Raw genomic sequence first — 13,541 nt, forward strand, 5'->3', positions numbered from 1 at the left:
CAGAGGGCGCCTTTCGCCCAATTTCTTGATTAGTTCATCTTCTCTGATGATCTCCGCCGTGCCTCGTCCAATCAATGCTAATGCTTCGTCGACAGACATAGAGAAACCCTGTTGATCGTTTTGGATAAAAAACCACGAATTGTAAAACAGCGGACAGATTTGCGTCGCTCAGAATTGGTTTGAAGTGTGCACAAGCGGGATCGATGCTTCGCTTGCGGATGTCAATGAAACCCGCTCATCGTCCGTGCGATTTGGAGCATTTTTCATTAGACTTGTCGAAGTATGGGTGATTCTATACCAGTGCCAGCAACCGCCTAACAAATACAATCGATCGAGCATACAACGTTTAGGACCTTCGCCAGCAGGTAGATAGATAATTTGACCAACCTGATTCTCTACCTCGCGCCATGACTCAAGTTCACTTTATTAGCCGCTATCTCGTCATTCCGGCGGTTTTGACGCTTCTCGTTCTGCTCGCATTGAGCATAGAAACCAAGCCATTGGTGCCGCCGAACCAAGATCCCACCTACGAGTATCTGGCCAGAACTCGTCAACTGCTCAGCACGACGGTTCAGCTCACGCAGACTGACAATCCTGAGCGATTGATCGTTCTGACGGCCAACGATCTGACCGCCGCCGCTAACTTCGCTCTACTTAAAAAGAAATTCGAAGGCCATGCCAATTGCACGATCAGAAAAAACCGATTGAAACTCATTGCAACCATTCGATTGCCGACAAATTTGATTCCGCTTTTTCTCAATTTCAGAGTCATCGCCGATGACGCCGAACCGCATGCGGTCATCAAGCAGGTCAAACTCGGCCGTTTGGCCATGCCCAGAGTGGTGGTCAAATGGCTATTGAACGGTTTCTTGAACTTTACGCCGCTATTTCGATATAGCCAGGTCGGTCATCAATTGGTCAAGGAAATCCGCATTGTCGATGGGCAGCTACAGGTGGCTGTCAACTGGAACCGCGACGCATTGAGCCAGGCAAAGGGGTTAATAACGGATTTGGCCGATAAAGAGCGATTATTGGTTTACAACGACAAGCTCGCCGAAACCATCAATCAATCACAACTGAAGCGATTCATACGACTCGGCTCTTTGATGCAACAACTATTCGCCTTGGCCAAGAGCAGATCGGAAGGTAACGGCGACCCTATCGCGGAAAACCGCGCGCTTATCTTAGTTTTGAGCGCATACGTTAACGGTAAAAACATCGTTCAGTGGCTTCCGTTAAATCACCAACCGGTAATTCCTTCCCGGCGCGAGGTTCTCCTTAACCGTCGCACGGATACCGCCCAACACTTCATGGCGTCAGCGGCTTTGGCGATGTCCGGTCACAGTACCTTGGCGAACATGATCGGCCTCGCCAAAGAAATGAATGATACCCACAGTGGCAGCGGTTTCAGTTTCACCGATTTAGCCGCCGATCATGCCGGCACACTGTTCGGCAAGACCGCAGTACGCTCGGAAGAAAAGGCACGCAGAGTACAGAATATTCTGAGCCAGAGTGCCGACGAATCTTTGTTTATGCCGAACATCAAAGACTTGCCGGAAAATTTGAGTCCCGCCGATTTCGCGCAACGTTTCAAGGACATCCAAAGTCCCGAATTCAATGCGTTGAAACAGCAGATCGAAGAGCGAATCCTGGCTTGCAGTCTCTATCAGCCGTAATCCCCCTAAGGCGCCGTAGACGAAATAATTATCCCTGTCGTGAATATAGCGATGTCCGGCGCGCGCAAATAAAAAAGCCAGCTCGAAACGAGCTGGCTTTTTGCGAAACGCCGACCGTTGCGGTTATTCGTAATTGAACGTCTTGTCCGCATAGCTCGGCAGGCGCGGCATTTCCTGTTTCGGGAACTCGCCGGTCAGAGCATTGAGGAAAGCTACAAGATCCCCGGTTTGCTCCGGCGTCAGATCTTTGTTCAACTGAAGCTTGGCCATGACTTTAACGGCGTCCTCCAAGTTCTTGACTTTGCCGTTGTGGAAGTAAGGCGCGGTCAAGGCGGCGTTGCGCAGCGTCGGCACCTTATACATGTGCTTGTCGGCTTCGTTCTTGGTCACGTCGTAACGGCCCAAATCCTTGGAAAAATCGTATTGGGCCTCGAGATAACCGTTCTGATAAGTGGGAAACTTCATGAAGAAACCCGTGCCCTCAGGCAATTGCGGGCCATTGAAAGCGGGCCCCGAATGACAGCTGCTGCAACCGACTTCGGCAAAAGTATTCATGCCCCGCACCTGCTGCGCGGTCATGGCATTCTTATCGCCGTTGACGTATCGGTCATAAGCGCTGTTCGGCGTAATCAGCGTCCGCTCGTAGGCGGCGATCGCCTTGGCGGCGTTATCGGCGGTAACGGAATCGGCACCACCGAAAGCAGCGGAAAACGCCTGTACATAACCCGGAATGGATTTCAAGCGAGCAACCACGTCGTCCCAGCTTTTCATGCCCATTTCGATCGGATTGGTAACCGGCCCCTTGGCTTGCGCTTCGAGGCTCGGTGCCCGCCCATCCCAGAATTGCACCGAATTGAAGGCAGAGTTCCAAACGGTCGGGGCGCTGCGCCCACCCACCTGTCCGCGCACGCCTACGGAGCCGCCGCGGTTATCCTCGCCGCCGCCCATCACATTGTGGCAAGAACTGCATGACACCGTGCCGCTAGAGGACAAACGGGGGTCGTGATAGAGCATTTTGCCCAATTCGACTTTAGCGGGCGTGCTCGGATTATCCGCGGGCTCCGGCGCCTTGCCCGGCAAAGCTTGCCACTCGACCGCCGCAGCAGTCATCGACGCCCCTGCCAGTGCCAGAGCACTGATTAGTAGATTCAGCTTAAACATAGAATGCTGCTCCTCTCTTCTATTTATTGGGTTCTTCGGCGACGGAAAGGCCGTCGCATCGTTCTATGGAGATAGGGGAAAACCCTTATATTGAATTACTTTGACAATTGCAACCGGAAGCACGGAACCGCACGAGCGCGAAGGCTCGAACCTTCGGAACGGTAAGAAACGGACGAGGCGGGAAATATCGCCGAGGGTTTCGCTACGCGGATCGCTTAGGCCGAAAGAAGACGGGTAGGGTAGGGTAGGGTACGATCCGCGGCAACCAACCAGAGCATTTTCGTACCTACCCTGCGGGAACTCGCGAGTAGGTCGGCAATCCTTTGCCGACGAACCCATCGGCCCGGCGGCGCCGTCGGCAAAGGATTGCCGACCTACGAATACTTGAGTCGATTTACCCTGGCCGATGGCGCCAACGACTTCCGCCAAGCCTGTTATGCCGTATGAGCGAGATAAAAACGCACTAGTCGTGCAGCATCCCCTGGCGGACCACGAGATCCGCAACGCTCTCCAGTCCCTCGCCCGTCTTGAGATTGGTGAAGACGAATGGCCGCTCGCCGCGCATCCTCTTGGCGTCGCGCTCCATAACGTCCAAAGAAGCCCCAACATAGGGCGCGAGATCGATCTTGTTAATGACCAGGAGATCCGAGCGGGTAATGCCCGGCCCGCCCTTACGAGGAATCTTGTCCCCGGCGGCCACGTCGATGACATAAATGGTGAGATCGGCCAATTCCGGACTGAAGGTGGCGCTCAGATTGTCGCCGCCGCTTTCGACCAGCACGAAATCCAGCTCCGGGAAGCGATGGCATAGATCATCCACCGCTGCGAGGTTCATCGAAGCGTCCTCCCGGATCGCCGTATGGGGGCAGCCGCCGGTTTCCACGCCCAGAATGCGCTCTTCGGGCAACGCCTGGCTGCGGATCAGGAATTGCTGGTCTTCCCTCGTGTAGATGTCGTTGGTCACCACGCCAATCTCATAGCGCTCCCGCATCAGCTTGCACAAGGCGTCCACCAGCGCGGTCTTGCCCGAACCCACCGGACCGCCGACGCCCACTCTCAATACGTGCCGATATTGATCAGTCATTTCGTTGCTCTTATGAACGGAATAATCGCGAGTACTGCACCTCGTGACGGCTGCTGGCTAGAGCCAGGCCGAAGGCACTCCCGCCGATCTCGTCATCGCTCAGATCGAGCGCCGTCTTCACTCGCTCCGGAAGATGTTCCGCCAGTTGGCTTAGCAGCCGCTGTCCCGCCGCCTGGCCCAAGGGCACGAGCTTGACCGCGCACAAAACCTGGTTTTCCAGCCAACTCCAAAGGTAACCCAGCAATGCTTCGAACTTCGGGATCTTCCAGCTTACCGCCGCCAAGCTGAAACCCGTGGCGAGAGTGGCGGACGGGTGCCGTATCCAGGCCTCTGCCCTCTCGACGCTCAAGCCGACGAGAAGTCTCACCAAGGCCTGTCCACTCTGCCGGTCCTCCGCCCGCAACTCGCTCGTCTCTCGGCAGGCCAGAAGATGGATGCTCCAGCGCTCGACCGAGGCCACATCGCCTTCAGCCCAGGCATCGTAGAGGCGCGACAGACACGGCAAATCGGTTCTGGTTTGACAGCGTTCGAGAATGCCGGCAATCCACTCGCCCGCCTGCCGCTCATTTCCGATCCAACCGTCCTCTACCGCGCGCTCCAGGCCTTGCGAATAGCTGTACATGCCGATGGGCAGCGCCGGACTGACCAGTTGCAGCAGTCTCACCAGCCCCAGATCAGTGATCATGGTTGTGAGCCCCATGATAAGCCCCACGTTCCGGTTCGAAAGGCATCAACGCATGCTCGATCGTGAGCCCCAATCCTCGCACCATGTCGTCCAAGACGTGATCCCGCAGATAACGCAGTTCCCCACTATCGATTTGTAAAGCGACATGCCGGTTGCCCAAGTGGTAACAGGCGCGTGCGAACAATAGGGCATCGGCGGTCCGTACCACCGATACCGGCTCCGCCGCCGCGCGCACCAACACCACGCGGCCATCATCGGCTAGCAAACGGTCGCCGTCGCGAAGAACGGTACCGCGAGGGAGAAAAACGCCTGCTTCGGCCCCGCTGTCCAGGCGTACCAGCAAACGGGATTTCTGGCGGGCCTCGAAAAGCAGGGTCAGGGTGTCGTGATGCTCCGCTCCCGGCGGGGCGAATTCTGTGAGTCTAGTCATGCCCCAAGAATCAAAACAGGAAGTACCGTTGGGCCAAGGGCAGCACGTTCGCCGGCTCGCAGGCCAGCAATACGCCGTCCGCGCGCACCGCATAGGTTTGCGGATCGACTTCGATCTTTGGCAGGTAATCGTTATGGATCAGGCTTGCCTTGCCGATGTTTCGGGTATTCAAAACGATGCCGACGAGCTTTTTTAGCCCCAACCGCTTCGCGATATCCGCCTCGGCCGCCGCCTTCGACAAGAACGTCATCGAGGTCGCCTGACACGCGCCGCCATACGCCCCGAACATGGGACGATAATGCACCGGCTGCGGTGTCGGGATCGATGCGTTGGGATCGCCCATCGGCGCCGCGGCGATGATCCCGCCCTTGATGATGAGACTGGGCTTCACGCCGAAGAAAGCGGGCGGCCACAGCACCAGATCGGCCAGCTTGCCGACTTCCACCGAACCCACCTCGTGGGCGATGCCGTGGCTGATGGCCGGGTTGATGGTGTACTTCGCGATGTAGCGCTTCACGCGGAAATTGTCGTGCCGCCCCTCACCCCCATCCCCTCTCCCAAAGGGAGAGGGGAGATATCCCCGCTGAATCTTCATTTTGTGGGCGGTTTGCCAGGTGCGCGTGATCACTTCTCCCACCCGTCCCATGGCCTGCGAATCGGACGAGATCATGGAGAATGCTCCGAGATCATGCAGAATGTCCTCGGCAGCGATCGTCTCCCGGCGGATGCGGGATTCCGCGAAAGCGACGTCCTCGGGAATGCTCGGGTCCAGGTGATGGCAGACCATCAGCATGTCGAGATGTTCGTCCACCGTATTGACTGTATAAGGTCGGGTGGGATTGGTGGAGGAGGGCAGCACGTTGGCTTCGCCGCAGGCTTTAATGATGTCCGGGGCATGGCCACCGCCGGCGCCTTCGGTGTGATAGGTATGAATGGTGCGCCCCTTGAACGCCGCGATCGTGTCTTCGACGAAGCCGGATTCGTTCAAGGTGTCGGTATGAATCGCCACCTGCACGTCGAAACGATCGGCAACCGAGAGGCAGCAATCGATAGCGGCCGGCGTCGTGCCCCAGTCTTCGTGCAGCTTCAATCCCATCGCCCCGGCGCGAAGCTGCTCCTCCAGCGCCTCCGGCAGACTGGCATTGCCTTTCCCGAGAAAGCCGATGTTCATCGGCAAGCCGTCCACCGACTGCAGCATGCGATGGATGTTCCAAGGTCCCGGCGTACAGGTGGTGGCGTTGGTGCCGGTTGCGGGGCCCGTGCCGCCGCCGATCATGGTGGTGATGCCGGACATCAGGGCTTCTTCGATTTGCTGCGGACAGATGAAATGGATATGCGCGTCGATGCCGCCCGCCGTGAGAATCTGGCCCTCGCCCGCGATGACTTCGGTGCCGGGCCCGACAACGATGTCGACGCCGGCCTGGGTGTCCGGATTGCCCGCCTTGCCGATCCCGGCGATCCGCCCGTTCTTGATGCCGACATCGGCTTTGACGATACCCCAATGGTCCACGATCAGCGCATTGGTGATGACCGTGTCCACCGCGGTTTCCGACGTGCATTGGCTTTGCCCCATACCGTCGCGGATCACCTTGCCGCCGCCGAACTTCACTTCGTCGCCGTAAACCGTCCGGTCTTCCTCAACCTGGATGAAAAGCTCCGTATCGGCCAGCCGCACCCGGTCCCCGGTGGTCGGACCGAACATTTCGGCATAGGCTTGCCTCCCGATCCGGCTCATATGACCCCCATGATCTTCTGTTGAAACCCGTAAACGCGGCGCTTGCCCGCGAACGGCACCAGCCGCACCTCGCGCGTCTGGCCCGGCTCGAAGCGCACCGCAGTGCCCGCCGGAATGTCCAGCCGATAGCCCCGCGCCAGATCCCGATCGAAACGCAAGGCCGAATTGGCCTCGAGGAAGTGATAATGGGAGCCCACCTGGATCGGCCGATCGCCGGTATTCGCCACGACCACGGTAATAGCCTCGCGTCCCGCGTTCAGCTCGATCTCGCCGTCTTCGACGATGATTTCTCCGGGTATCATCGAGTCTCCCCCCTACAAAATCGGATTGTGAACCGTCACCAGCTTGGTGCCGTCCGGAAACGTCGCCTCCACCTGCACCTCCGGAATCATCTCCGCCACGCCATCCATAACATCGTCCCGGCTCAGCAGAGTGCGTCCGTATTCCATCAGTTCCGCGACGCTGCGCCCTTCCCTCGCGCCTTCCATGATGGCGGCGCTGAGATAGGCCACCGCTTCCGGGTAATTGAGCTTCAATCCCTTGGCCTTGCGCCGCTCGGCGAGCAGCGCGGCGGTGAAGAGGAGCAGTTTGTCTTTTTCGCGTGGGGTTAATTGCATGGCCGGTACTACATTCAAAAACGAAAATTCATGGGTAGGGTGGGTTAGACGCGCCTCCTTTGACCCTTCCCTTTACTCTGCCTTCGTGCGCGTCGTAACCCACCAGATTAGCCTTTGAGCTTGCCCCGAACGTCGCCGGTGGGTTACGGCACGCATCAAACTCGCGTCTCAACCGGAAAGGTAATCGGAAAGCGTGCCTAACCCACCCTACATTCAAAGGTCGTCAAGTCGCCCAAATCCTCGGCAAGCATGCCTTCCGGCCGATGACGTCCGGACGAACGGCCCGCCACAACTCGACCAACAGCCGGCGCAGCGGTTCGATCTGACTATCCAGTGCCCGGCACACCAGCAAACCGTCGATCAGCGTGGCTCCGAAGCCGGCTCGATCGCCCGCGATTGCCCGCACCGACTCCAGATTTTTCGGAAGCGCGGGATAGGCGAACAAGCTTGCGGCTATCGGCTGCCCCTGCAAGCCCCAGTTCGCGTTCAAAACCTCCTCATCCACCTCGAACCGTTCGATCAGCAGCGGCCGTCCGCTCACCCGCACCGACCAGCGAAACGCAGCCCTTCCCCGATCGAACATTTCGCCACTCGCCGGCCGGCCGAAGCAAAAGCTTTCCCAGCCTATGAACCGCGCTGTTTCCGCCAAGTCCACGTCCACCTCCGAAACGACGCGAGCCCCGCGATAGAAAATCGACTCCTGCGGAAGCCATTCGAGCGCAGCGACGTCGTTCACCGCCAAACGCACCGTCTGCCGTGCCGGCATATCCTCGCTCCGATAGAACTTTCCCGCAGCGGGCGTGGTGATCAGAGCCCTACTCTCCTTTCCGGCCGTTGCCCGAATGTCCAGACGATCGCCCCCGACGACGCCGCCCGGCGGATGCAGAAGATACACGTGGCAAACCCCGCCTTCCGGATAAAACGGCCTTTGCACCGCAAGCGGGCCGCGGTGCCGCCGCTCCGCCAGGACGGTCCTGTCGCCTCGGGATTCGAAACCGAGCTTGAGTTCCGCCGCCCAACCGGGGCCTCCCAATTCTTGGGCCAACAAGCGAGCCGCCTAGCTTCCCGCCAGAAGGTAGACCCCCACCCCCGCGCAAAACGCTCCGAGCGCCTTACGCAGCAAATCGAGCCTGCCGACGGCCGCACCGAGCAGCATACCCAATCCGTGCAAGACTGCGGTCGCGATCAAAAATCCCCCGGCGTAGTGAAACGCGCCCATGTCCCGCCCGATCTCCTCGGCATGGACATAGCCGTGGAAAAGCGCGAACCCCGCCGCCAAAGCGCCCGCGAGACCGTAGCCCGCGCGCCAGTTGACGACGAGAACCAGCCCCATCACGGCGACCGAAAGCGCCACCGACATCTCGGCGGACGGCAAAACCAAACCGAAATGCTGTAGACCCGCCCCGACCGCCATCACGGTAACGAAGGACAGCGGTACGAGCAACAAGGCGCGACCGCCCAACGCGGCAGCCCAAAAACCGACTGCGAGCATGGTCAGCAGATGGTCCGGTCCTAGGAAGGGATGCACGAATCCGGCGGTAAACCCGTGTATCGAACCCGCTCCGGTGTGGGCGAACACGCCTACGGGCAGTGTGCCCAAGCTCACGATAACCGCCAGGCTGTGGAAAAACCGCTTACTCATAAATTCTCCCAAAAATCGAAATCGGTAATGGATCTACCAAGGCCCTTCCCAGTAGGTCCCAAAAACCCTTCGACAAGCTCAGGGCGAACGGGCTACTGAGATGGACTCTAAGCTACACGGTCAGATATCGCCGCACCAAATCTTCCGTCAATTCCGCCATGGCTCCGCCGGCGACGATGCGTCCCTTGTCCATGACCAGGAACCGGTCGGCCACGCGCTTTACGAAATGCTGTTTCTGTTCCACGAGGAGAACCGTTACCCCCATTTCCCGGTTGACGAGCACGATGGCATCGCGGATCTCGTCCGCCATCGACGGCTCGCGTTTCTCGAAATGGACCTCCTTCCCCCGCGCCCGGTTCAGACGGATTATCACATCGCCGATCTCGCTGACGATGTTGGGCTGTATTCCCTCGGTGGGTTCGTCCAGAATCAGCAGCTTAGGTCTCAGCACCAGCGCCCGCCCTATGGCGAGTTGCTGCTGCTGGCCGCCGGAAAGATCGCCGCCCCGGCGGCGCAGCATGGTCTTGAGCACCGGGAAGATCTCGAAGATTTCCTCAGGGATGCGTTTGGACTTGTCGCCGCGCGCCCGAAGCCCGGTCCTGAGATTTTCCTCCACAGTCAGCATGGGAAAGATTTCCCGGCCCTGCGGGACGTAACCGATTCCGAGTTCCGCGCGCCGTTCCGCTCGGAGCGCGGTCAACGAACGATCCTCATAGCGAATCTCGCCCGAGCGCGCGGGCAAAAGCCCCATGATGCATTTCAGCAGCGTGGTCTTGCCGACGCCGTTCCGCCCCATCAGGGCCACGCTGGCCCCGGCCGGAATATCGAGGCTCAGATCCCAGAGCGTGTGGCTTTCGCCGTAGTATTGATTCAGTGCGGCTACGCTCAGCATCAGGCCCCCAAATACACTTCGATGACTCGCGGATCGTTCTGCACCTCGTCCATGCGGCCCTCGGTCAGTACCGAACCTTCGTGCAGCACGGTGACCTTACGGGCGATGGAACGAACGAACTCCATGTCGTGCTCCACCACCACGACCGAGTGCTTCCCTTCCAGCGACAACAGCAGCTCGGCGGTCCGCTCGGTCTCCTGGTGGGTCATACCCGCCACCGGTTCGTCCACGAGCAGCACCTTGGGCTGTTGCATCAGCAGCATGCCGATTTCCAGCCATTGCTTCTGCCCGTGGGACAGCTCGCCGGCCCGCCGGTCGCAGTGGGCGGCCAAGCCGACGGTCTCCAGCACTTCGTGTATGGCATCCCGCTGCTCTCCGGTCAATCGCGCGAACAGGGTCGGCCACACCCGCTTGTCGGTGCGCATGGCCAGTTCCAGGTTTTCGAACACGGTTTGCTTCTCGAACACACTGGGCTTCTGGAATTTCCGGCAGATGCCGGCTTCGGCGATGGCCGGCTCGTCCAGCGTCAAAAGATCCAAGGTTTGGCCGAAATAGATCGTACCCTTGTCCGGCCGGGTCTTTCCGGTGATGACGTCCATCATCGTCGTCTTGCCGGCGCCGTTCGGCCCTATGATGCAGCGCAGCTCGCCTTCGTCGATGTACAGGGTCAGCGCGTTAAGCGCCCGGAATCCGTCGAAGCTAACCGTGACTTCTTCCAGATAAAGGATCGGCTTGTGCGCCGGCTCGATCCGGCGATCGGCGGCGGGTTGGTCATGCGCCGGAGCGCCGGGAATTTCCGCCTTTGCGGCGATCATGCGGCTTGCTCCTTTCGACGCCAAAACCCGGTCAGGCCTTCGGGGAGCAGCAAGGTGACCAGTACGAATATCGCCCCCAGGGCGAACAACCACATTTCCGGCAGCACGCCGGTGAACACGGTCTTGGCGTAATTCACCAGAATCGCGCCGACCACCGCGCCGTAAAGCGTTCCGCGACCGCCGACCGCGACCCAGACGACGATCTCGAGCGAGTTCAGCGGCGAAAATTCGCTGGGATTGATGATGCCGACCTGGGGCACGTACAAGGCCCCGGCGATGCCAGCGAGGACCGCGGAAAAGACGAAGACCCAGAGCTTGAACTGTTCGACCCGATAACCCAGGAAGCGCACGCGGTTTTCGGCGTCGCGGATCGCCGCGACCACCCGACCAAGCTTCGATTCGACCACCAGGCGGCTGGCCGCGTACGCCCCCATCAACGCAATCGCCGAAGCCGCGAACAGCGCCGCGCGCGTGCCGTCGGACTGCAAATTGAAACCCAGGATGTCCTTGAAATCGGTCAGGCCGTTATTGCCGCCGAAGCCCATCTCGTTGCGGAAGAATGCCAGCATCAGGGCGTAGGTCAGCGCTTGAGTGATGATGGAAAGATAGACGCCGGTCACCCGCGAGCGAAACGCAAGCCATCCGAACACATAGGCCAGCAGGCCCGGCGCCAAAGCCACCACGAGGAGAGAGAACCAGAAATGATCGAAGCCGTACCAATACCAGGGCAATTCCTGCCAGTTGAGAAAGACCATGAAATCCGGCAGTACCGGATTGCCGTACACGCCGCGTTCGCCGATCTGCCGCATCAGATACATGCCCATCGCATAGCCGCCCAAGGCAAAAAAAGCGCCGTGGCCGAGGCTCAGGATGCCGCAATAGCCCCAAACCAGGTCCACGGCCAGCGCCAGTAGTGCGTAGGTCAAGTATTTGCCCACCAAGGTCACGGTGTAAGTCGAAAGGTGCAAGGGCGACGATTCCGGCAAGGCCAGATTCGCTAGCGGAACGAGCACGGTTATGGCCGCCAGCACCGCCAGAAACGGAACGTCAACCGTCGATTTCCGCAATAAACCGAACGCCATGGATCAAGCCTCCGCTGCCCGGCCCTTCTGCGGGAACAATCCGCGCGGGCGTTTCTGGATGAATAGGATGATGAACACGAGCATCAGGATTTTCGCCAGCACCGCGCCGGCGTACGGTTCCAGCAGCTTGTTGGCGATCCCCAGCGAAAATCCGCCAATCAGGGTGCCCCACAAGTTGCCCACCCCGCCGAACACCACCACCATGAACGAATCCACGATGTACGACTGCCCGAGATTCGGTCCCACGTTGGTGAGCTGGCTGAGCGCCACGCCGGCGACGCCGGCGATGCCCGAGCCGAGGCCGAAGGTCAGCGCGTCGACCCGGTCGGTCGGAATGCCCATGGCTTTGGCCATGGCGCGGTTTTGCGCGACCGCCCGCACTTCCAGACCAATCCGGCTACGTTTCAGGACTTGCAGCAAGGCTGCGAACACCAGAAGGCAAAACATCAGGATGTAGAACCGGTTCAAGGTCAGCGACAACGCGCCGTTGATCTCCAGCGAACCGCTCATCCAGGCCGGCGTCGCGACGCTGCGATTCAGGGGCGAAAAGATCGTGCGGACCAGCTGCTGAAGAAACAGGCTCACCCCGAACGTCGCCAGCAGGGTTTCGAGAGGACGTCCGTAGAGAAACCGGATGATGCCGCGCTCGATGGCGATCCCGACCAGCGCGGACAGCAGAAATGCCGCCGGGATGGCCACGAACAAGGAAATGTCCAGATGCCCCGGCATCAGCTGCTGGACCACGTAGGTGGTGTAAGCGCCCAGCATCATCAATTCGCCGTGGGCCATGTTGATGACACCCATGACGCCGAAGGTGATCGCGAGGCCGATGGAGGCGAGCACCAGCACCGCACCCAGGCTCAAACCGAAAAACACTGTCTCGGCCGCGCGATACACGGTCAGCTTGGATTCGATGGATTTGACGGCGACCTGCGCCGAATTTCGAACGTCCGAGTCGGGCTCAAGATATTGTCCCTCGTCGTCCTTCTCCAGCAATTGATTCAGACGGTTGAGCGCCTCCGGATTGAGGCTGCCGTGCAAGGCATTGATGGCGGCGATGCGCACGCCCTTGTCTTCGCTGGAGAGATCCGCCAAAGCCAGAGCCGTTTCGATCGCTTCCGACACCTTGGCATCGGTTTCGGTATTCAGTCGGGCGCGCAGCAATTCGAGGTTTTCTTCGTCCAGCGATTTGCTCATGGCTTCGACCGCCTTGAGCCGCTGAGCCGGGTCGTCCGCCGTCAATTCGAGCCTCCCGAGGGTTTCGCGTAAACTCGTGCGCAGCGCATTGTTGACGCCGACCTTCTTGAGATCGAACTTGCCGACTATGCCCAAAGTTTCTCCGTCGAGGACGTTCACGATAGCCAGGCCGTCCTCGGCCGGATCGCCGAAAACGACGCTGCCGTCGTCCTTGCGGTAATAAAGCCGACCGTCGAGCAGAGCCCGCAACACGGGCGCGACCCTCGGGTCCTTGGTTTCGGCGAGCCGATCGACGGCTTCGCCCAATTCAGTCAGAGGAGCCTCCTTGAGCCGGGCCAATGCGTCGACGAACGGTCCCCCCGGCTCCGCCACCGCATTGCACAAGCCCGGCATCATCATAATCAGCATGGCGATATACCATCTGCTCATGCCGAAAATCAAAGGTCTCATCTCGTCTCCCGAATTCTTTACACAATCTGATCGCGAATATTTCCGCCGTAGGGTGGGTTAGGCGCGTACCAGAAA

The 13,541-nt window shown here is 59.4% G+C and carries 15 protein-coding genes (1 of these 15 running past the window's edge); 1 reads left to right on the forward strand and 14 read right to left on the reverse strand.

Annotation, left to right across the window (positions count from 1 at the left end; translation table 11 throughout):
- Positions 1 to 99, reverse strand: partial view of a tyrosine--tRNA ligase gene (tyrS, locus tag ACR2R1_RS10110; RefSeq protein ID WP_133718865.1) — the start only. It extends 1,110 nt beyond the left edge of the window; only the first 99 of its 1,209 coding nucleotides appear in the window; the start codon lies at positions 97 to 99; its stop codon lies beyond the left edge, outside the window.
- Between the two features lie 308 nt (positions 100 to 407).
- Here tyrS and ACR2R1_RS10115 point away from each other — a divergent pair, with 308 nt between their 5' ends.
- Positions 408 to 1,676, forward strand: a complete 1,269-nt coding sequence (locus tag ACR2R1_RS10115; RefSeq protein WP_086135682.1) for a hypothetical protein — start codon at positions 408 to 410, stop codon at positions 1,674 to 1,676.
- 123 nt (positions 1,677 to 1,799) lie between these two features.
- Here the strand turns inward: ACR2R1_RS10115 and ACR2R1_RS10120 are convergent, their stop codons facing one another.
- From ACR2R1_RS10120 to urtB, 13 genes are all read right to left on the reverse strand, one after another.
- Positions 1,800 to 2,837, reverse strand: a complete 1,038-nt coding sequence (locus ACR2R1_RS10120; protein ID WP_077731681.1) for a cytochrome-c peroxidase — start codon at positions 2,835 to 2,837, stop codon at positions 1,800 to 1,802.
- A 463-nt stretch (positions 2,838 to 3,300) separates the two neighbouring features.
- A complete protein-coding gene (ureG, locus tag ACR2R1_RS10125) occupies positions 3,301 to 3,921 on the reverse strand; it encodes an urease accessory protein UreG (RefSeq protein ID WP_086135683.1) in 621 nt (206 codons plus the stop codon).
- A 10-nt stretch (positions 3,922 to 3,931) separates the two neighbouring features.
- A complete protein-coding gene (locus tag ACR2R1_RS10130) occupies positions 3,932 to 4,621 on the reverse strand; it encodes an urease accessory protein UreF (RefSeq protein WP_434101546.1) in 690 nt (229 codons plus the stop codon).
- Complete coding sequence (ureE, locus tag ACR2R1_RS10135; RefSeq protein ID WP_434113980.1) at positions 4,596 to 5,036, reverse strand: urease accessory protein UreE; 441 nt, start codon at positions 5,034 to 5,036, stop codon at positions 4,596 to 4,598. Before ureE ends, ACR2R1_RS10130 begins: the two co-directional genes overlap by 26 nt.
- A 10-nt stretch (positions 5,037 to 5,046) precedes the next feature.
- Positions 5,047 to 6,771: an urease subunit alpha gene (gene ureC / locus ACR2R1_RS10140; RefSeq protein ID WP_434113982.1), complete on the reverse strand. Its 1,725-nt coding sequence runs from the start codon at positions 6,769 to 6,771 to the stop codon at positions 5,047 to 5,049.
- Positions 6,768 to 7,073 (reverse strand): urease subunit beta, encoded by a 306-nt coding sequence (locus ACR2R1_RS10145; RefSeq protein ID WP_156880726.1) that lies wholly within the window; start codon positions 7,071 to 7,073, stop codon positions 6,768 to 6,770. Before ACR2R1_RS10145 ends, ureC begins: the two co-directional genes overlap by 4 nt.
- A gap of 12 nt (positions 7,074 to 7,085) precedes the next feature.
- Positions 7,086 to 7,388 (reverse strand): urease subunit gamma, encoded by a 303-nt coding sequence (gene ureA, locus ACR2R1_RS10150; protein ID WP_086132804.1) that lies wholly within the window; start codon positions 7,386 to 7,388, stop codon positions 7,086 to 7,088.
- Between the two features lie 223 nt (positions 7,389 to 7,611).
- On the reverse strand, positions 7,612 to 8,436 hold the full coding sequence (locus ACR2R1_RS10155) for an urease accessory protein UreD (RefSeq protein ID WP_434113986.1): 825 nt from the start codon (positions 8,434 to 8,436) through the stop codon (positions 7,612 to 7,614).
- Positions 8,437 to 8,445: 9 nt separating this feature from the next.
- Complete coding sequence (locus tag ACR2R1_RS10160; protein ID WP_434113988.1) at positions 8,446 to 9,030, reverse strand: HupE/UreJ family protein; 585 nt, start codon at positions 9,028 to 9,030, stop codon at positions 8,446 to 8,448.
- Positions 9,031 to 9,142: 112 nt separating this feature from the next.
- Entirely contained in the window at positions 9,143 to 9,922 is a 780-nt protein-coding gene (locus ACR2R1_RS10165; protein WP_434113991.1) for an ABC transporter ATP-binding protein, read from the reverse strand.
- Complete coding sequence (gene urtD, locus ACR2R1_RS10170; RefSeq protein WP_434113993.1) at positions 9,922 to 10,737, reverse strand: urea ABC transporter ATP-binding protein UrtD; 816 nt, start codon at positions 10,735 to 10,737, stop codon at positions 9,922 to 9,924. The genes ACR2R1_RS10165 and urtD overlap by 1 nt, the downstream gene beginning before the upstream one ends.
- Positions 10,734 to 11,819 carry an urea ABC transporter permease subunit UrtC gene (gene urtC / locus ACR2R1_RS10175; protein WP_434113996.1) on the reverse strand — a complete coding sequence of 362 codons (1,086 nt, stop codon included), beginning with the start codon at positions 11,817 to 11,819 and terminating at the stop codon, positions 10,734 to 10,736. The genes urtD and urtC overlap by 4 nt, the downstream gene beginning before the upstream one ends.
- Positions 11,820 to 11,822: 3 nt before the next feature.
- Entirely contained in the window at positions 11,823 to 13,466 is a 1,644-nt protein-coding gene (gene urtB / locus ACR2R1_RS10180) for an urea ABC transporter permease subunit UrtB (protein ID WP_434113998.1), read from the reverse strand.
- Between the last annotated feature and the right edge of the window lie 75 nt (positions 13,467 to 13,541).

The organism is Methylocaldum sp. GT1TLB (assembly GCF_051027445.1).
Classification (GTDB): Bacteria; Pseudomonadota; Gammaproteobacteria; order Methylococcales; family Methylococcaceae; genus Methylocaldum.